The following is a 19,342-nucleotide window of genomic DNA, read 5'->3' on the forward strand; positions in this document are numbered from 1 at the left end:
AACAGCTCGGCCAGTGCGTGCGGCTCGAAAATCGCCCCCGACAAAATGTGCGCCCCGATCTCGGACCCCTTTTCCAGGACGCAAACCGAAAGATCCGGGCAAAGCTGTTTCAGACGGATCGCCGACGACAGACCCGAAGGACCCCCGCCAACAACAACTACGTCGAATTCCATGCTTTCGCGGGCGTCGTTCATGGCCGGGACCTTCCGATGTTCCAGTTCAGGAAAAAAGGAAGAGGGCGGGCCAGATTGCCATTCGGGAAAGCCCGCCCTCTCCAAGGTGCGGCCTCAGGGCTTAGGAGGGCCGCTTAACCAGGAAACGCCGCTGCGATGGAAGGACCGCAGCCAACGACCCCAACGTTAGGCCAGCCGAGGGCGGGGATAAATGTCGCCATCACTCAAAATGCACGCCGGAATTTGCAACATCGGTGAAACGCTCACGAAAAAAGGCCAGGCGGGTCGCCCCGCCTGGCCGATTTCCAACAAACCCCGGCGACCGGTCAGTGCGAAGCCGCACCCTCGGCGCCCAGGCCGGTCTGGGCCCGGACGAACTGGTCGTCGAAGATTTCACGTTCCTTGGCTGCGCCGACGCTGCTGTCCAGCTTGGACACCACGAAGGCCATCAGGAACGCCGCCGGCATGGAGAACAGCGCCGGCTGGTCATAGGGGAACAGCGCCTGGGCATGGCCCAGCACGGTCTTCCACACCGCCGGCCCCAGGATCACCAGAACCACGGCGGTGGTCAGGCCGGTAAGACCGCCCAGCAACGCGCCACGGGTGGTCAGCCCCTTCCAGAACATGGACAGGAACAGCACCGGGAAGTTGGCCGAAGCCGCCACGCCGAAGGTCAGACCGACCATGAACACCAGATTCTGCTTTTCGAACAATACGGCCAGCAGGACGGCGATGGTACCAAGGGTCATCGAGGCGATCTTGGAAGCACGCACTTCGGCACGTTCCGAGGCCTTGCCCTTCATGATGACGTTGGCGAACAGATCATGCGAGATGGCCGAGGCGCCGGCCAGCACCAGACCCGCCACCACGGCGAGGATGGTGGCGAAGGCCACCGCCGACAAGAAGCCCAACATGACGTCGCCACCCAACGCCTTGGCCAGGTGCATGACCGGCATGTTGTTGCCGCCGATCAGCTTGCCGCCGACCACGCCGCCTTCGAAGTAGGAAGGATCGGTGCCGACGATGGTGACCGCGGCCAGACCCAGGATGCACACCACCATGAAGAAGTAGCCGATGACGCCGGTGGCGTAGAGCACCGACTTGCGCGCCGCCTTGGCGTCGGCCACGGTAAAGAAGCGCATCAGGATGTGCGGCAAGCCGGCGGTGCCGAACATCAGACCCAGCGACAGCGACACGGCGGAAACCGGGTCGGACAGCAAGGTGCCGGGTCCCATGATCTTGAGACCGTCCTTGTGCACCGAGATGGCGCGGTCGGCCATGGTCTCGAAGCTGAAGTCGAACTGGGCGAACGCCAGATACAGCAACAGCGTGCCGCCGCCCAGCAACAGGCAGGCCTTGATGATCTGGACCCAGGTGGTGGCCAGCATGCCGCCGAAGGTCACGTAGATCATCATCAGCGCGCCGACGATGATCACCGCGTAGATGTAGTCGAGGCCGAACAGAAGCTGGATCAACTGGCCGGCGCCGACCATCTGGATGATCAGGTAGAACACGCACACGGTCAGCGAGCCGACGGCCGCGAAGGTGCGGATCTTGGTCTGATCCAGGCGATAGGACGCGATGTCGGCGAAGGTGAACTTACCGAGGTTGCGCAGGCGTTCCGCCATCAGGAACAGGATGATCGGCCAGCCGACGAAGAAGCCGATGGTGTAGACGAAGCCGTCGAAGCCCTTGAAGTAGACCATGGACGACAGGCCCAGCAAGGTGGCCGCCGACATGTAGTCGCCAGCGATGGCCAGACCGTTCTGCCAGCCGGTGATGCCACCGCCGGCGGTGTAGAAGTCGGCCGCCGAACGGGTGCGGGTGGCGGCCCAATAGGTGATGCCCAACGTCACCGCCACGATGGCCAGGAACATGGCGATGGCGGGAATGTTCATGGCTTGCTTTTGCACCTCGCCTACGGCGGGGCCGGCATAGGCCGCGTTGGCCGCCAGCAAGGCGGGAACGGCGAGAGCGGCGATCAGACGGTTCATCACAGCGACTCCCGCAGGATTTCGTTGTTCAGGGTGTCGAGCTGGGTGTTGGCCCGACGCACGTAAAGCGCGGTCAACACCCACGACAGCACGACGATGCCGAACCCGAGGACGACGCCCCAGGTGGTCCGGCCCGACGACAACGGCATGTGCAGGACCTGCGGCGCGAACGCCACCAGCGAGACGAAGCCGTAATAGGCGCCCAGCACCACCGCGGCGAACAGCCACGACATGCGGGTCCGCTTCGTCACCAATTCCTTGAACTTGGGATTGGCGCGAATGCGCTCATAAGTCAGCTTGGACATTCAGCCTCCTTTGCTTTTGCGGCCCTTCAGTTTCCCCCTGAGCGCCGCTTTCCCTAATCTCGGGGCATGAAGCTCCGATCATGGAGGCCGATCCTAGACGAGCCTATTCTTTCGAACGATGCCTCTCCCACTCAGATACCGTGATTGTTTTTGCCACACTTGCATTTTCAACTTTCATTCCTTCAAGAATACATGAATAAGTATTTTCCCGTGGCTTTTCCCACCACGCCGTTGAGCGCTCTGGACATTGCCGCCGCCGCTCGGCCGCCGCTAGCCTGGGGGCAATATCCACAGGTCTGCCAAGGAGCAAGCGCCCATGACCGCCTTCTCTCCCAACATCCGCGACATGGAATTCGTGCTGGCCGAACTGGCCGGTCTGGACGAGGTCGCGGCGCTGCCCGGATACGAGGAGGCCAGCCGCGAACTGGTCCATTCCGTGCTGGAAGAGGCCGGCCGCATCGCCGCGGAGGTACTGGCACCATTGAACGCCGTGGGCGACCGCCAGGGCGCCAAGCTGGTGGACGGCAAGGTCGCCCTGCCCGAGGGCTGGGAAGGCGCCTTCCGTACCATGGTCGAGGGCAACTGGACCGGCCTGCCCTTCCCCGCCGAATGGGGCGGCATGGGGCTGCCGGGCGTGGTCAACGTGGCGGTGGCCGAGATGTGGCAGGCGGCCAACATGGCCTTCACCCTGTGCCCGATGCTGACGCAAGGCGCGGTGCATGCCATCCTTGAATGCGCGTCCGAGGAGCAAAAGGCCGTCTACCTGCCCAAGCTGGTGACCGGCGAATGGGCCGGCACCATGAATCTGACCGAATCCTCGGCCGGGTCCGACCTGGGCGCCATCCGCACCAAGGCGGTGCCCCAGGCCGACGGCAGCTACCTGATCAGCGGCCAGAAGATTTTCATCACCTATGGCGACCATGAACTGGCGGAAAACATCATCCATCTGGTGCTGGCCCGCCTTCCCGACGCGCCGCCCGGCGTCAAGGGCATCTCGCTGTTCATCGTGCCCAAATTCATGGTGAGCGCCGATGGAACCTTGGGCGCGCGCAACGACGTCGCCGCCGTGTCCCTGGAACACAAGCTGGGCATCCACGCCAGCCCCACCTGCGTCATGAGCTTCGGCGACAATGGCGGCGCCACCGGCTTCCTGGTCGGCCAGGAAAACCGCGGCCTGGAATACATGTTCGTGATGATGAACCATGCCCGCCTGAACGTCGGCGTCCAGGGCCTGGGCATCGCCGAACGCGCCTATCAGCAGGCCCGCGCCTATGCCCGCGAGCGTGTGCAGGGCAAGCCGGCCGGCGCGGCGGCCGTCACCCCCATCGTCGACCATGCGGACGTGCGCCGCATGCTCATGACCATCAAGGCCAATGTCGAGGCCATGCGCGCACTGGCCTATGTGGAAGCGGCCGAACTGGACAAGGCCCACGCCGAACCCGACGCGGACAAGCGCGCCCAATCGTTCCGTCTGGCCGAGTTCCTGAACCCGGTGGTCAAGGGCTGGTCCACCGAGACCGGTTTCGACATGGCGTCCCTGGGCGTCCAGGTCCATGGCGGCATGGGCTATGTGGAGGAAACCGGCGCCGCCCAGCATTTGCGCGACGCCCGCATCACCGCCATCTACGAAGGCACCACCGCCATCCAGGCCAATGATCTGGTCAACCGCAAAATCCTGCGCGACAAGGGGGCCACGGCCAAGCTGGTCCTGGACGAACTGGCCGCGCTGGCCGACGAACTGGCCGCCGCGTCCGATTCCCGGCTCAAGGCCATCGGCACCGAACTGGCCGAGGGCCGCCGCGCCGCCGCCGACGCGGTGGAATGGATTTTGTCCGCCGCGCCCCAGGACCCCCGCCTGCCCGCCGCCGCCGCCGTGCCGTTGCTCAAGCTGATGGGGGTGGTGCTGGGCGGCTATCAGATGGCTCGTGCCGCCAAGGTCGCGCGGGCCCGGCTGGATGCCGGCGAAGGCGACCTGGACTTCTTCGAGGCCAAGCTCAACACCGCCTGGTTCTACGCCGAGCACGTCCTGCCGCAGGCTCCGGCCTTCCTGGCCTCGATCACCCGTGGCGCCGACGCGGTGATGACCGTTCCCGCCGACCAGTTGTAAAAAGGGGGAAAAGCCGTGACCCATCAGGACCTCACCGACACCAAGGCCCGATGCGACGTGTTCGAGGCCATGGCCAGCCGCCGCGCCGTCCGCGCCTTCCTGCCCGATCCGGTGGATCGGGCGACGGTTGAACGCATCCTGGCCCTGGCCGCCCGCGCCCCCAGCGGCACCAACATCCAGCCGTGGCGGGTGTGGGTGCTGTCGGGCGCGCCGCTCAAGCGGCTGACCGGCAAGATCATGGCCGCCCATGACGCCGACGCGCCGGGATATGACGAGGAATATCCCTATTATCCCGGCGAATGGGTCGAGCCCTATATCTCGCGCCGGCGCAAGCTGGGGCGCGACCTTTATGCCCTGCTTGGCATCGGCAAGGGCGATTCCGAGCGCATGAAACACCAGTTCGGCCGCAACTACCTGTTCTTCGACGCCCCCGTCGGCCTGTTCGTCACCATCGACAAGGCCATGAACACCGGTTCCTGGTTCGACCTGGGCACCTTCTTGCAGTCCATCTTGCTGGCGGCGCGCGGCTTTGGCCTGCATAGCTGTCCGCAACAGGCGTTCAGCAAATACCATCGGATTATCCACGAAGACCTTGGTATTCCCGACAGCCAAGTGATTGCCTGTGGCGTCGCTCTTGGGTACGAAGACCCTGACGCGCCGGAAAACAAGCTGGAGACCGAGCGCGAACCGGTATCCAGCTTTGCCACCTTCGACTGGGAGTAGTTGCCATGGCCGTGCGCGAAATCGTCCTCAAGCACCTGTCCGGTGCCGCCGACTGGATCGCGCCGGTCCAGAACTTCAGTTCGCTGGTGGGGATGTCCATGGAGGAATGGCGGAAAGACTTCGCCCGCATCCGCCTGGACATCCGCCCGGAACACGCCAATGGTTTCGGCTATGTCCACGGCGGCGTGCTGCTGACCCTGTTGGACACCGTGTCGGGATTTTCCGGCATCCATGCCGAGGAAGGGGCCGACCCGGTCGGCTGTTTCACCGTGGCGCTGAACACCAAGTTCATCAGCCCGGCCCATTCCGGCACCCTGATCGCCCAATCCCACGCCCAGGGCGGCGGCAAGTCGATCTTCTTCACCTATGCCGAAATCCGTGACGAGGCCGGCAAGCTGGTGGCCACCGGCGACGGCACCTTCCGCTATCGCCGGCTGCCGCCCGAACTGGTGGAAATGATCAAAACGCAGCTTTAGCCGGCACGCACACGCTGCGGCGGTATTCGCCGGGATTGGCCCCCGTCCATTTCTTGAAGGCACGGTGGAAAGCGCTGGTTTCGGCGAAACCCAGTTCAGCGGCGATGTCCATCACGCTCATGGTCGAATCCGACAACAGCGTGATCGCCATGTCGCGGCGCAGATGGTCCTTGATCGCCTGATAGGATTGCCCTTCCGCCTCCATGCGGCGACGCAGCGTCGAAGCCGAGGTGCGCATGTCGTCGGCGATCTGGTCGAATCCCGGCCAATCGGCCGGGGGCAAGTCGCGCAGCCGGCGTTGAATCTGGGACGCCAGCGAATTGCTGTCCTTGTATTGGACCAACAAATTCTCGGGCGCAACCGACAGGAATTCCTTGAGCGATTGCGCGGTCCGCACCACCGGCAGGTCAAGATATTTGACGTCGAAGGCGACCGCGGTGTGGTCCTGGCCGAAGCTCAGCTCGGACGTGAACATCAGCGGGTATTCGCTCAACGCCTGCGGCGGTTCCGCGTAACGGAACGCCGCCCATTGCAGGGGAATGCGGCGGTTGACCAGCCAACACGCCAGACGGTGCACGAACATCAGATAGGTTTCGTGGGCAAAGACATGCGGCACGACCCCTTCGGCGTCCTTCAGCGTCAAAAGCGCCATGCCGTCGCCGTCACGACACAACGTGCCGCGCAGGTCGTCCAAGGCCAGGTCGAAAAAGCGCAGAACCCGCTTCAGCGCCCTTTCCAGGGTCCGGCAATGGACCACCGCATGACACATCATGGCGAAGCTGCCGACCTTCATGCGCCGCGAATCCTGGCCGAAGAACTCGTCGTCCAGCACCTGGGCGATCAGGCGCAACAGCATGGTATAGGCGTCGGACGACACCCGCGCATGGGGAAGATTCAACAGGCTGGGCGAAAGCCCGATCTGTTCCAGCAACTCGTCGGAGTCGAATCCCTTGCGGCGAAGACCATCGAGAACGGCCTCCACGAACAGGATCGAAATTGTTCCTTTTTCCATACTCTTCCCGATGACGCGCCTCTTGTTATGTTGGGGGCGCGTTTATCCTGGTTCCAGGCACACTAGCGCAAGCGGCAAAATCTGTCAGGAATTTTGAGCGCTCGCGACATCGCTTGGCCGCCGCCGCCGCTATAGGCTTCGCGCAAAACCCCATTTGCTGGAGAGCGAAACGCGATGCTGATCAAGGACAACGTCTTCATCGTCACCGGTGGCGGTTCGGGTCTGGGCGCCGCGGCGGCCCGCATGATCGTGGACAATGGCGGCAAGGTGGTCCTGGCCGACGTCAACGAAGCCACCGGCGCCGCCACGGCCGCCGAACTGGGCGCCTCGGCCGCGTTCTGCAAGACCGACGTGGCCGACGAAGCCTCGGCCTCGGCCTGCGTCGACTTCGCGGTCGCGACTTTCGGCCGGCTCAACGGCCTGATCAACTGCGCCGGCATCTGCCCCGGCGAAAAGGTGGTGGGCCGCGACGGGCCGCACGCGCTTTCCACCTTCTCCCGCACCGTGACCATCAACCTGGTCGGCACCTTCAACATGATCCGTCTGGCCGCCACCGCCATGAGCAAGGGTGAAGCCAACGACAAGGGCGAGCGCGGCGTCATCATCAACACCGCCTCGATCGCCGCCATGGACGGACAGATCGGCCAGGCCGCCTATGCCGCCTCCAAGGGCGGAATCGTCGGCATGACGCTGCCCATCGCCCGCGAGTTGGCGCGCTTCGGCATCCGCATCATGACCATCGCGCCCGGCATCTTCGCCACCCCCATGGTCCAGGCCATGCCACAGGAAGTGCAGGACAGCTTGGGCAAGCTGGTGCCCTTCCCGCCCCGTCTGGGCGTGCCGTCGGAATTCGCCGACCTGTGTCGCGCCATTCTCGACAACACCATGCTGAACGGCGAGGTCATCCGTCTGGATGGCGCCGTGCGCATGGCCGCGAAGTAAGGGAGTCCCATCCATGACCAATACCAACACCGATCCCGTCGTCATCGTCGGCGCCGCCCGGACCGCCATGGGCGGTCTTCAGGGCGACTTCAAGGACGTGAGCGCCACCCGCCTCGGCGCCGCCGCCATCAAGGCCGCCGTCGAACGTTCCGGCCTCAAGCCGGAACAGATCGAGGAAGTGATCATGGGCTGCGTGCTGCCCGCCGGCCAGGGCCAGGCCCCGGCCCGCCAGGCCAGCCTGGGCGCCGGCCTGCCGCTGTCGGCCGGATGCACCACCGTCAACAAGATGTGCGGCTCGGGCATGAAGGCCGCCATGCTGGCCCATGACCTGCTGTTGGCCGGCACCAACGACATCATGGTGGCGGGCGGCATGGAAAGCATGACCAACGCCCCCTATCTGCTGGAAAAGGCGCGCGGCGGCTTCCGCCTGGGCCATGGCAAGATCATGGACCACATGTTCCTGGACGGCCTTGAGGACGCCTACGACAAGGGCCGCCTGATGGGCACCTTCGCCGAGGATTGCGCCCAATCCTATGGCTTCACCCGCGAGGAGCAGGACCGCTGGGCCATCCTGTCGCTGACCCGCGCGCAAAAGGCCATCACCGAGGGGTGGTTCAAGTCCGAGATCACCCCGGTCACCGTCAAGGCTGGCAAGAGCGAGCGCGTGGTGGACAGCGACGAACAGCCGCCCAAGGCCAACCCGGACAAGATTCCGACGCTCAAGCCCGCCTTCCGCGAGGGGGGAACGGTGACTCCGGCCAATTCGTCCTCCATCTCGGACGGCGCCGCCGCGCTGACCCTGATGCGGCTGTCCACCGCCCGGAAGCTGGGCCTGACCCCGATCGCCGCCATCCGCGCCCATTCGACCCACGCGCACGAACCCAACCTGTTCGCCACCGCCCCCATCGGCGCCGTGCAGAAGGTTCTGGCCAAGGCCGGCTGGAACAAGGATCAGGTCGATCTGTACGAGATCAACGAAGCCTTCGCCGTGGTCGCCATGGCCGCCATCAAGGATCTGGCGCTCGACGAGGCCAAGGTCAACGTGCACGGCGGCGCTTGCGCGCTGGGCCATCCCATCGGCGCCTCGGGCGCGCGTATCCTGGTGACCCTGTTGGCGGCGCTGAAGCAATACGGCGGCAAGAAGGGCGTGGCCAGCTTGTGCATCGGCGGCGGCGAAGCCACCGCCATGGCCGTGGAGATGCTGTAGCCATGATCCCGACCGAAGAACAGAGCCTGATCCGCGACACCGCGCGGGCCTTCGCCCGCGAGCGGCTGGCCCCCAACGCCGAGAAATGGGACCGCGAGGCCACCTTCCCGCGCGGCGCGGTGGCCGAGATGGCGGAACTGGGTTTCCTTGGCATGCTGCTGCCCGAGGAACTGGGCGGCAGCTATACCGGCCATGTCGCCTACGCCATGGCCCTGGAAGAGGTCGCCGCCGGCTGCGGCGCCCTGTCCACGGTGATGAGCGTGCACAATTCCGTCGCCTGCATGCCCATCTTCAAGTTCGGCACCGAGGATCAGAAAGCCCGCTTCCTGCCCAAGATGGCGTCGGGCGAATGGCTGGGCGGTTTCGCCCTGACCGAACCGCATGCCGGTTCCGACGCCTCGTCGCTCAAGGTCCGCGCGGTGCGTGACGGCGACGACTACATCCTGAACGGCACCAAGCAGTTCGTCACCTCGGGCAAGTCGGCCCAGGTGCTGGTGGTGTTCGCCGTCACCGACCCGGCCGCCGGCAAAAAGGGCATCACCGGCTTCATCGTCCCCACCGACACCCCCGGTTTCAGCGTCGCCCGCATCGAGGAGAAGATGGGCCAGCACGCCTCGGACACCGCCCAGGTGGTGTTCGAGGACATGCGCATCCCGGCCGGCCTGAGGCTGGGCGAGGAAGGCCAGGGCTACAAGATCGCGCTCAGCAACCTTGAAGGCGGCCGTATCGGCATTGCCTCGCAATGCGTCGGCATGGCCCGCGCCGCGTTGGAGGCCGCCGCCGCCTACGCCAAGGAGCGGGTGACCTTTGGTCAGCCGCTGATCGAGCATCAGGCCATCGCCCAAAAGCTGGCCGACATGGCGACCCAGGTGGCCGCCGCCCGGCTCATGGTGTTGCATGCCGCCGACCTGCGCGACGCCGGCCTGCCCTGCCTGACCGAGGCGTCGCAAGCCAAGCTGTTCGCTTCCGAAATGGCCGAGCGCGTGGCCTCGGGCGCCATCCAGGTGTTGGGCGGGTACGGCTATCTCAAGGATTTCCCGGTGGAGCGCATCTACCGCGATGTCCGCGTCTGCCAGATCTATGAGGGCGCCAGCGAAATCCAGCGCATGCTGATCGCCCGCTCGCTGTAAAAGTTACCTGAACGCACGGTCGCCGCTCTTTCGAAAGAGCGGCGACCGTTGCCGGGATCAGCTTTGGAAGAAATGTTTGATCCGGTCGAGGAAACTCGAGGATTCAGCCGGAGCCTCAGGCTTGTCCAGGCCGAATTCGCCATCGCTGAACAAGGGGATATCAACGACGTCTTCCACCCGCCGCCCGTCCAGTTCGACGGGCGTCTTGCGATGATGGACGGCGACGAGGCGGTGCGCCAGATTTTCCAGAGCGCTCGCCGCGTTCACTCCATCGGGATGTTGGAGCGGCGATATATCCATAGCCTTCATAGGGTATCACAAATTACGCACAGGCTCCAGAACCACAGCCTGAAAGCGAAAACGCTCACCCGAACAGACGCTTGACCATCCGGTCGATGATGCTGGCCGGCTTGCCTTCCCTGAGGATGGCTGTCACCTCCTCGTTCAAGGCCGTCCCGAAATCCGTGGTCGAACTCGAATCGGTTTTTTCCGACTTGAACTGTGCCACGAAATTGTCGGTGATCTGACGCGCCTGTTTCAACGACGCGGTCAGTTGATCGACGTCGCCGCTTTCCTTGAAATCGGCGGCCATCTTGGCGATGTCGGACAAATCCACGCTGTCGCTGACCGTCCGGCCGCCACTTTCGCTGGTGGCGGTTTTGGAGGATTTGCGCGCAGCCGCGGTCAGCACCTCCGCCACGCTGGACGGAGAGGCAACGCGACCATTTGCCGAGGATGCCGATACGTCAACCATGCCTCAGCATAGCACTAGTGACCCTGGCTTTTCTAGCGCCGCCACTCCTGCAACCGCCGCGCCGCCGTGACCATGTCGTCGGTGGCGCCGGCAAAGGAAAAGCGCAAGGTCCGATGTCCCTGATAGGGATCGAAATCCATACCCGGCGTGCACGCCACCCCAGTTTCCGTCAGCATCCGACGGCAGAATTCCGCGCTGTCGTTGGTCAGTTCGGCGACGTCGGCATAAAGGTAGAAAGCGCCGTCGGACGGAGCCAGCCGGGTGAATCCGGCCTTGGGCAACTCGTTCAGCAAAACGTCGCGGTTGGCACGGTAGATGGCGACACGGGAATCCAGTTCCTCGACACAGTCGAACACCGCCTGGGCGGCGATCTGCGACAAGGTCGGCGGCGAGATGAACAGGTTCTGCGCCAGACACTCCACCGCCCGCAACAGGTCGGGCGGCACCACCATCCAGCCCAGCCGCCAACCGGTCATGGCGTAATATTTGGAGAAGCTGTTGACGATGAGCGCATGGCCGCCCGCCCCCGCCGCCGTTCCGGCCGGCGCGCCATAGGTGATGCCATGATAGATCTCGTCGGACACCAGACGGATGCCCTTGAGTTCGCACCACGCCGCCAGTTCCGCCACCTCGTGCGCCGACAGCATGGAACCGGTGGGGTTGCTGGGACTGGCCACCACCACCCCGTCAAGACGGCCCTCGACCTGTTCCAGAACTTCGACGGTCAATTGCCAGCGCGAGGCGGCACCCACCGGCACCGCCACCACCTCGATCCCCAGGGCTTCAAGGATGTTGCGATAGGCGGGATAACCGGGCGCCGCCACCGCCACCCGGTCACCGACGTCGAAGGCCGCCAGGAACGCCAGCAGAAAGGCCCCGGACGATCCCGTGGTCACCGCGACGTTCTGCGGATCGACGGCGACGCCGTAGGCGTGACGATAATGCCCGGCGATGCGTTCACGCAATTGCGGCAGGCCCAACGCCTCGGTATAGCCAAGACCATGCCCGTCAAGCGCGTTCCGCGCCGCTGCCAGCACACGGGTCGGCGCTTGCCCCGAAGGCTGGCCGACCTCGAGATGGATAACGTCGCCGCCCTGGGCCGCGCGTTCGTTGGCGGCCCGCATCACGTCCATGACGATAAACGGGGCGATGGCGCCACGCGTGGCGACCTTGAACTCCATGACCGTCAATCCTTGCCGACAATGACACCCAGGCCATAACCGCGTGGATCGCTGCTCACCGAACACTTCTTGAAATCCGGGGACCCGGAACCGCAGGCCAGAGCCTGGACGCGGCTGGGAATGGCCACCGCCTTGACCTCGTGCCCACGCGACGCCAGCGGCGCCGGATCGAACGCCCGCTCGCCGTTCTCGACGAAAACGAAATCGGGAGCGCCGGAATGGTGAACACGCGGCTGGGCCACCGCCGCCTCGAGCGGCATCTTGTCCACGAGGTTCCCCATCATGGTCTGAACCAGGGCGGTGGGCGAGGTCACGCCGCCGCTGGCGGCCGCCACGAAACGCACCTCTCGCGTCGGCAGGTTGACCACCACCACCGGTCCGACCGAACCGGGACCGCTGGACAGGCCGGGCACGGCGGCCAGCATCATGCCGGTGCCCGGCGCCATGCGGCCGTTGCCGAACAGACCATAGGTGGTGACGTTGCACGCCACGGCGTTGCCATAGGAATCCATGACCGCCAGACTGGCGGCGGGAATGGCGTCCGTTGGCTTGGCCGCCTCGACCGGCTGGTGCTTGGCCGGGTTGTATCCGGCCATCAGCTTGTCGGCCAGTTCCTTGCTGCCCAGGTTGCCGGCCTGATCGTTGGGCCAGCCGTGCGGCAACATCCAGCGCGACCGGTCGGAAAAGGCCCGCGCGGCCGCTTCCGCCAACAGGTGGGGCTTTTCATCGGCGGCGGCGCTTCCCCAGCGGTCGGCCACTTCGGCGGCGATGGTGGCGCCGACACCGCCCGCCACCGCCGGCGGCGGGGGGAAGATCGCCGTCTCGGAACCGATCTCGACCTGGATCCCGTCGCGCATGAGCGGGCGGAAGTCACGCAGGTCGTCGATGGTCAGCGAACCGCCGGCCTGGGCCACCGCCTGGACCAGATCGCGGGCCAGCGGGCCGGAATAGAATTCGCCCGCCCCACGGCGCAGGCGGCCCAGCAAGGCGGCGAGATCGTATTGCTGGAAATTCTGCCCCTCGGCCAAGGGCCGTCCACCGGGCAGGAACACCTGACGTGCCGCGGGGTCCGCCGCCAGCAACGGCGCGGCGCGGGCAACGTCGGCGGCGAAGGCGCGCGATACCGGGATGCCGGATCGCGCCATGTATTCTGGCCCCGACAGCAATTGTTCCCACCGGAACTTGCCGTAGAACGCGTGTAAGGCATAAAATCCACGCACGTTGCCCGGCACGGCGCTGGGATTGCGGGACATGGACACGGCGGCCGACGGCGGCGCCATGAAATCGACAACTTCGGCGCGTTTCTTGTCCTTGTCGTAAACCACGCAGACACCGCCACCGCCAAGACTGGCTGTTGACGGCTGGGTCACCGCCATCGTGAAATAGGCGACCACCGCAGCGTCGGCGGCGGTGCCGCCGGCGGACAGAATGTCGCGGGCAGCCAGCACTGCGCGGGGTTCGTCGGCGGCGACCATGCCGCCGAAACCGCTGACGTAACCGATGGTGCCCACCGGCTTGCTTTCGCCGCATCCGGCCAGCAGGGCCAGCAGGGAAACCGCGCAAGCGGCGCGGCGAGACAGACGACCGACCGACGGAGTAAGGCTCTTGTTCACACGCTTGTTCCTTCTGGCAACCCTGGTGCTGACGCTGGTCGCGCCCGTCCCCGCTACGGCTCAGCAAACCGCTAGGCGGAGCTTCATTCGCGACGCGGAGGTGGAAAATACCATCCGAGCTTACGCGACGCCACTGTTCCAGGCGGCCGGCCTGGACCCGGACGCGGTCCGCATCCATCTTCTGGTGGATCCCACCCTGAACGCCTTCGTCGCCGGCGGACAGAACATGTTCTTTCACACCGGCCTGTTGATCCGTTCCGAACGTCCCAGCCAGTTGATCGGCGTCATCGCCCACGAAACCGGCCACATTTCCGGCGGCCATCTGATCCGCATCCAGGACGCGGTGGGCAACGCCGCGACCGAGGCGGTGATGGGCATGCTGCTGGGCGCGGCGTTGGGCGCCGCCTCGGGCCGCGGCGACCTGGGTTCGGCGGTGATGATGGGCAGCCAGGAAATCGCCACCCGCAACCTGATGGCATTCTCGCGCACCCAGGAAGGCTCGGCCGATCAGGCGGCGCTTTCCTTCCTCGATACCACCCGGCAATCGGCCAAGGGCTTCCTTGAGTTCTTCGAGATCCTGGGCGACCAGGAATTGCTGGTGTCGACCCGCCAGGACCCCTATGTGCGCACCCACCCCCTGACCCGTGACCGTGTCGCCAACGTGCGCGAGCACGTGGCCAGCTCGCCTTACAGCAACAATCCCGACAGCCCCGAATTCATCGAAATGCACAAGCGCATGCGGGCCAAGCTGTTCGCCTTCCTGGAATCGCCGGTGCGCACCCTCCAGCGGTACAAGGAAAACGACAACAGCCTGGATTCGCGGTACGCGCGGGCCATCGCCGCCTATCGCAAGCCGGACATGGACACCGCTTTGCCGCTGATCGACGGGCTGATCGCCGAACGGCCCAAAGACCCCTATTTCTGGGAACTGAAAGGCCAGATGCTGTTCGAGAACGGCCGCGGCATCGAAGCGCTGGAGCCCTATCGTCAGGCGGTGTCGCTGTTGCCCGACAACGCGCTGTTGCGCATCGGTCTGGCCCAGGTCGAGGTGGAACAGGAAGACCCGTCCCTTCTGGAGGACGCGAAAGCCCAACTCAACAAGGCGCTGCAAAGCGAGCCCGAAAACCACAGCGCCTGGCGTCTTTTGGGCATCACGTACAACCGGCTCGGCGAGGAAGGCATGGCCGCCTATGCCATGGCCGAACAGACCTTGCTCGAAGGCCGGGCCTCGGACGCCGCCTACCACGCGGGCAAGGCCGAACGGCTGTTGCCCCACACCGGTTCCATCTGGCTGCGGATACAAGACATCAAGGAACGCGCCGCCCAAGCCCAGAAACAGCAACCCCGGCGCTGAACGCCGCACCATCGGGGGGCTTGTCCCCGGCCCCCCGATCAGCCAATATGCCCCGGCTTTCGCGAATGGAGTTCCATCCCCGATGATCCGCAAGTCCTTTGCCGCCTTCGGCGCCCTTCTTCTGGGCCTTGCCGTGGCCGTTCCCGCCGCCCGCGCCCAGGAAGACCAGACCAGCTTCAACAAGCAGCAGACCGAAGACATCCGCAAGATCGTCCAGGTCTACCTGATGGAGCACCCCGAGGTGATCGGCGACGCCATCGAGGCCCTGCGCGAGAAGATGCGCGCCCAGGCCGAGGTCGAAGCCCAAAAGGCCATCGAGGCCCGCAAGGACGAGATCTTCAACGCCAAGGACGATCCGACGGTCGGCAACGCCAAGGGCGACGTGGTGGTGGTCGAGTTCTTCGACTACAACTGCCCCTATTGCAAGGTGGTGCTCGACCCCATGCTGGAAGCGGTCAAGGCCGACGAAAAGAGCCGGGTCGTCTTCAAGGAAATGCCGATCCTGTCCGAGGATTCGGTGACGGCCGCCCGCGTCGCCCTGGCCGCCAAGAAACAAGGCAAGTACGAGGAAGTGCACCGCGCCTTCATGAAGTTCCGCGGCAAGCTGGATGAAAAGACCATCTTCCGTCTGGCGGGCGAGGCCGGTGCCAACGTCGACCAGATCAAGAAGGAAATGATGGCGCCCGAAATCGCCGCCCAGCTCAAGAAGAACGTCGAGCTGGCGCACGCGTTGGACATTTCCTCGACCCCCAGCTTCATCGTCGCCGGTGCCGGTGGTCAGGCGGCCCGGACCTTGTCCGGCGCGGTCGAGGGTCAGGTGTTCAGCCAGTTGATCAAGATCACCCGCAACGGCGGCAAGCTGCAATAAACGCCGTTACGGCCAAACGAAAGGGGGATCCGCCGACGCGGATCCCCCTTTTTCATTGAGCCGGCGCGAACAGCCTAGCGTTTCAGGTCCCGCACCACCGTCGTCATGTCGTCGGCCGTCTGGAACACCTTGGAATTCATGCTGTAGGCCTTTTGCGTCATGATCATGCGGGTGAACTCGTCCTCGACCTCGACGGTCGAGTTCTCGAGCGACGAGGTCGCGAAGCTGGAGGCCCCCGGCGCGTCCTCGATGGCGGAAACGGTCAACTCTCCGGCTGCCGCAGTACGGCGGAACATCGTGCCGGAAACGGCTTCCAACGCATTGTCCGCGACGAAATTGGCGACCGGCACCTTGAACAGGGTCCGGGTGCGGCCGTTGTCGTAATACCCCCGCAATTCGCCCTGTTCGTTGAACGTGGTGCTGAGAAGGGTACCGCGGGCATAGCCGTCCTGGCTGGTGGTCTTGATGAAAAGATCGTCGTCGTCGTATTGCGAGATGGCGCTCATGTCGAAATCGACCGTCGCCGAACCCGTTTCTGTTCCCGAAGTCCACGAGAACGAACCGTTGAAAAGACCGTCGGCCGGCGAGATCATCTTGCCGTTGCCGTCGAACGTCACCTCGACCGGGTCCGGCGTGGCGGTGGCGTCGGTGCCGGCATCGGCGAACATGTACCATTGATTGTTGCCGGTTCGCTCGAACCTCAACGTCACCGTATGCTCGGTGTAGTTCTCGTCGAAGACGGAAATCGGAATGTTGTGGACGTCGCCCCGCGTCGGCGGGGAACTGACGGAAACGGCAGTGCCGAAGGTCGTGGCACCGCCGCCGGTGGCGTCCCAGTCGATGTCGACCGTCGGATCGGAGGTCGGCGAGATCACCGCGCCGGTGGAATCCACCTCCACGTCCCACGCGGTACCGGCCGGGAAAGTGCCATGCGAGGTCGAGGGAATGACGGTGTAGGTGTAGGCGCCTGTCCGCTCCCAGGTCAGGGTGACCGTCTGGTCGTTCCCCAAGGCGTCTTGTACCGTCAGCGTCGAGCTATTACCGCCAACGGAAGAATCGCGCGGCAAATTGGCGATGATGCTGGCGGTGGTGGTGGCACGCCCCGGCATGGTGATGGCTGTCGGGTCCGAGGTGCTGGTTGCGTCCACCGCCGCCGTGCCATTGTTGGCGATGGGGCGCGCCGTCAGGGTATAGACCGGCTGCAACGTGGCATTGGCGGGAATGGTTCCGGTGTCGTCGGCCATCCAGCCCAGAAGGTACGAGCCGTCGCCGCTCAGGAAATAGGAGCGCGCCAGGGTGGGATCGGTGTCTGGGCCATAAGCGCGGCTCCAGGCGCCGGCGCGGGTATAAAGAACGGAGCCGGGATCGTCGGTGCTGAAACTGGTGGGAACGTTGGTCGCCCCCGCCCCGGCCGTCGCGGCGGTGGTCGCCGCCGTGCCCGCCGTGGGACGCGCCACCATGAAGAATCCCTGGCCGTTGATGGCCAGGTCGCTCCAGGTGGTGGACGGCGTGATCACGCCCTGGGCGTCGATCAGGTTGCGCTGGGTGGCCTGGACGCTGAAGATGTTCAGCCCGTTCAGGTAGCTGGTCGGCGTCGCCTTATGTTCCGACATCACGGTCGAGAACATCATTTCCTGGCGTTTGTAGCCGGTGGTGTTGACGTTGGCGATGTTCTGACTGATCGATCCCAGATCGGTCGTGAACACCTGCATCGCCGCACTAGCGTTGTTGAACGCGCCCCACAACATCGCGTGCCTCCTTTGGCCCACCGAACGCAAACTATCCCGACATCCGGAGATGCAGGCGGCGTGCCAAAAGAGGATCCCTGTATTTCCAAACAGTTAGCGGGTTTCGACCTCGGCAAGGACGGCCCAGTGGGCGGAAATTCCCCAGCGCCCCCGGCAAGTTCTTCCCACATTCCACCCCGTGACGGTGATACGGATGCCGGACGCAATCCGGGCGCACAAAAGACGAAGGGGACGCGGATTTTTCCGCGTCCCCTTCCACAGGCTTGCTCGGCCCCCCGGCGGGGCGCAGGCCGCCGCCACAGGCCCGCTTAGATGAAGTAGGCCTTCAAGGGCGCGAAGCCGTTGAAGTTCACCGCCGAGTAGGACGTGGTGTAGGCCCCGGTGGACAGGATGCGCACCTTGTCGCCGACGCGCAGCCCGACCGGCATTTCGTAACCGGCCTTTTCATAAAGGATGTCGGCCGAATCACAGGTGGGACCGGCCAGGATGACCGGCGCCGTCTCGCTGCCGTCGTGAGGGGTCAGGATACGGTACTTGATGGCCTCGTCCATGGTTTCGGCCAAGCCGCCGAACTTGCCGATATCCAGATAGACCCAGCGGGTGTCGTCGTCGTAGCCTTTTTGCGAGATCAGCACCACCTCGGTTTCCAAGATGCCGGCGTCGCCAACCAGCGAACGCCCCGGCTCGATGATCATGGCCGGCAAGGCATTGCCGAAATGGTTGGTCATGGCGGTCATCACCGCGTCGGCATATTGCTCGACGGCGGGAATGTTGGTGCGGTACTGGGCGGGGAAACCACCGCCCATGTTGACCATGCGCAATTCGATGCCGGCTTCGTCAAGCGCGGTGAACAGCATGGCCACCTTGCCCACCGCGATGTCCCATTGCCGCAGGTCGGTCTGTTGCGAGCCGACGTGGAACGACACGCCATAGGGATCAAGCCCCATCTCGCGGGCCTTGACCAAAAGGTCGCGGGCCATTTCCACCTCACAGCCGAACTTGCGCGACAGCGGCCACTCGGCGCCGTCACAGGTCATGAGAATGCGGCAGAACACGCGCGAACCGGGCGCCGATTGCGCCAGCTTTTCCAGTTCGCACAGCGAATCGAAGGCGTAAAGGCGCACGCCTTTGTCATAGGCGTAGGCGATGTCCGACTGTTTCTTGATGGTGTTGCCGAACGAGATGTTGTCGGCCCGAACGCCATTGGCCAGGCACAGGTCGATCTCGCCGCGCGAGGCGACGTCGAAGGACGAGCCCATTTCGGCCAGCATGCGCACGATCTCGGGCGCCGGATTGGCCTTGACCGCGTAATAAACCTCGGCCAACGGCAACCAGTGACGCAAACCCAGATAGTTTTCACGCACCACGTCAAGGTCGACCACGACGCAGGGGGTGACGGGGCGGACTTCTTCCAGGAAACGCACAATCTTCGCGGTCATCGCGAAACATCCTCCGGCTGTCCGGGCGACGCCCGGAACGAACAAAGCAGACAAAAGCCCTTGCCGCCGCCACACGGGCGACGATCAGGTCAGGCGACAACACTTCGGGACGTTGTCAGATCCGCCGGAAGGTACTTCGGACGTCACGCCACAGCAGGGTATAGGCCTGCCGCGGGCGGAACCCTTTGGAAAACAGGGGATGGGAGTCCATCGACAGCATGTGCCGAGCCACCACGTTCATAGCCAGTTCCTCTAAGCACCGAGGGCTTTCACCCCGCTTGCACCCAGAAGACGCCTTGGACGTCGTTGCTTAAAC

General features: G+C 64.6%; 18 protein-coding genes. 8 read left to right on the forward strand and 10 right to left on the reverse strand.

Annotated elements, in window-relative coordinates:
• The 3 genes from G4223_RS03800 to G4223_RS03810 all read right to left on the reverse strand — a co-directional run.
• On the reverse strand, window positions 1-194 hold a 194-nt coding region (locus G4223_RS03800), incomplete at its 3' end, for an NAD(P)/FAD-dependent oxidoreductase (protein ID WP_163675232.1).
• Window positions 195-499: 305 nt separating this feature from the next.
• Window positions 500-2,167, reverse strand: a complete 1,668-nt coding sequence (locus tag G4223_RS03805; protein WP_163675234.1) for a cation acetate symporter — start codon at window positions 2,165-2,167, stop codon at window positions 500-502.
• Window positions 2,167-2,472 carry a DUF485 domain-containing protein gene (locus G4223_RS03810; protein ID WP_163675236.1) on the reverse strand — a complete coding sequence of 102 codons (306 nt, stop codon included), beginning with the start codon at window positions 2,470-2,472 and terminating at the stop codon, window positions 2,167-2,169. Before G4223_RS03810 ends, G4223_RS03805 begins: the two co-directional genes overlap by 1 nt.
• 316 nt (window positions 2,473-2,788) lie before the next feature.
• On the opposite strand from G4223_RS03810, the gene G4223_RS03815 reads away from it, so the two are divergent.
• Genes G4223_RS03815 through G4223_RS03825 form a run of 3 tightly spaced genes read left to right on the forward strand, consistent with a single transcriptional unit; the run spans window position 2,789 to window position 5,778 of the window.
• Window positions 2,789-4,579: an acyl-CoA dehydrogenase gene (locus G4223_RS03815; protein WP_163675237.1), complete on the forward strand. Its 1,791-nt coding sequence runs from the start codon at window positions 2,789-2,791 to the stop codon at window positions 4,577-4,579.
• A 15-nt stretch (window positions 4,580-4,594) separates the two neighbouring features.
• Complete coding sequence (locus G4223_RS03820; protein WP_338086807.1) at window positions 4,595-5,302, forward strand: nitroreductase; 708 nt, start codon at window positions 4,595-4,597, stop codon at window positions 5,300-5,302.
• Between the two features lie 5 nt (window positions 5,303-5,307).
• On the forward strand, window positions 5,308-5,778 hold the full coding sequence (locus G4223_RS03825) for a PaaI family thioesterase (protein WP_163675238.1): 471 nt from the start codon (window positions 5,308-5,310) through the stop codon (window positions 5,776-5,778).
• On the opposite strand, the gene G4223_RS03830 is transcribed toward G4223_RS03825, so the two are convergent.
• Window positions 5,762-6,790, reverse strand: coding sequence for an AraC family transcriptional regulator (locus G4223_RS03830; protein WP_163675240.1), 1,029 nt, complete (start codon window positions 6,788-6,790; stop codon window positions 5,762-5,764). The genes G4223_RS03825 and G4223_RS03830 overlap by 17 nt on opposite strands.
• 174 nt (window positions 6,791-6,964) lie before the next feature.
• Between G4223_RS03830 and G4223_RS03835 the strand changes: the two genes are divergently transcribed.
• The 3 genes from G4223_RS03835 to G4223_RS03845 are packed head-to-tail and all read left to right on the forward strand — an operon-like array spanning window position 6,965 to window position 10,069.
• On the forward strand, window positions 6,965-7,732 hold the full coding sequence (locus G4223_RS03835) for an SDR family NAD(P)-dependent oxidoreductase (RefSeq protein WP_163675242.1): 768 nt from the start codon (window positions 6,965-6,967) through the stop codon (window positions 7,730-7,732).
• A 13-nt stretch (window positions 7,733-7,745) separates the two neighbouring features.
• The gene (locus G4223_RS03840) at window positions 7,746-8,939 is read left to right on the forward strand and encodes an acetyl-CoA C-acyltransferase (protein WP_163675243.1); all 1,194 of its coding nucleotides are present in this window, start codon (window positions 7,746-7,748) and stop codon (window positions 8,937-8,939) included.
• A gap of 2 nt (window positions 8,940-8,941) precedes the next feature.
• A complete protein-coding gene (locus G4223_RS03845; RefSeq protein WP_163675246.1) occupies window positions 8,942-10,069 on the forward strand; it encodes an acyl-CoA dehydrogenase family protein in 1,128 nt (375 codons plus the stop codon).
• A 57-nt stretch (window positions 10,070-10,126) separates the two neighbouring features.
• Here the strand turns inward: G4223_RS03845 and G4223_RS03850 are convergent, their stop codons facing one another.
• The 4 genes from G4223_RS03850 to G4223_RS03865 form a co-directional block, all read right to left on the reverse strand.
• The gene (locus G4223_RS03850; protein WP_163675249.1) at window positions 10,127-10,369 is read right to left on the reverse strand and encodes a hypothetical protein; all 243 of its coding nucleotides are present in this window, start codon (window positions 10,367-10,369) and stop codon (window positions 10,127-10,129) included.
• A gap of 64 nt (window positions 10,370-10,433) precedes the next feature.
• Entirely contained in the window at window positions 10,434-10,760 is a 327-nt protein-coding gene (locus tag G4223_RS03855) for a hypothetical protein (protein WP_163675251.1), read from the reverse strand.
• A gap of 95 nt (window positions 10,761-10,855) precedes the next feature.
• Complete coding sequence (locus G4223_RS03860; protein WP_163675254.1) at window positions 10,856-12,004, reverse strand: pyridoxal phosphate-dependent aminotransferase; 1,149 nt, start codon at window positions 12,002-12,004, stop codon at window positions 10,856-10,858.
• A gap of 5 nt (window positions 12,005-12,009) precedes the next feature.
• Entirely contained in the window at window positions 12,010-13,617 is a 1,608-nt protein-coding gene (locus G4223_RS03865; RefSeq protein ID WP_163675257.1) for a gamma-glutamyltransferase, read from the reverse strand.
• Here G4223_RS03865 and G4223_RS03870 point away from each other — a divergent pair.
• Window positions 13,610-14,971 carry a M48 family metalloprotease gene (locus G4223_RS03870; RefSeq protein ID WP_163675260.1) on the forward strand — a complete coding sequence of 454 codons (1,362 nt, stop codon included), beginning with the start codon at window positions 13,610-13,612 and terminating at the stop codon, window positions 14,969-14,971. The genes G4223_RS03865 and G4223_RS03870 overlap by 8 nt on opposite strands.
• 82 nt (window positions 14,972-15,053) lie before the next feature.
• Window positions 15,054-15,839, forward strand: coding sequence for a DsbA family protein (locus G4223_RS03875; protein ID WP_163675263.1), 786 nt, complete (start codon window positions 15,054-15,056; stop codon window positions 15,837-15,839).
• Window positions 15,840-15,913: 74 nt separating this feature from the next.
• Here G4223_RS03875 and G4223_RS03880 read toward each other — a convergent pair whose 3' ends face one another.
• The gene (locus tag G4223_RS03880) at window positions 15,914-17,587 is read right to left on the reverse strand and encodes a flagellar hook-basal body complex protein (RefSeq protein ID WP_163675266.1); all 1,674 of its coding nucleotides are present in this window, start codon (window positions 17,585-17,587) and stop codon (window positions 15,914-15,916) included.
• 308 nt (window positions 17,588-17,895) lie between these two features.
• Window positions 17,896-19,026, reverse strand: coding sequence for a type III PLP-dependent enzyme (locus G4223_RS03885; RefSeq protein WP_163675269.1), 1,131 nt, complete (start codon window positions 19,024-19,026; stop codon window positions 17,896-17,898).
• Window positions 19,027-19,342 lie beyond the last annotated feature (316 nt).

This window comes from Magnetospirillum aberrantis SpK, assembly GCF_011022235.1.
GTDB classification, from domain to species: Bacteria; Pseudomonadota; Alphaproteobacteria; order Rhodospirillales; family Magnetospirillaceae; genus Magnetospirillum; species Magnetospirillum aberrantis.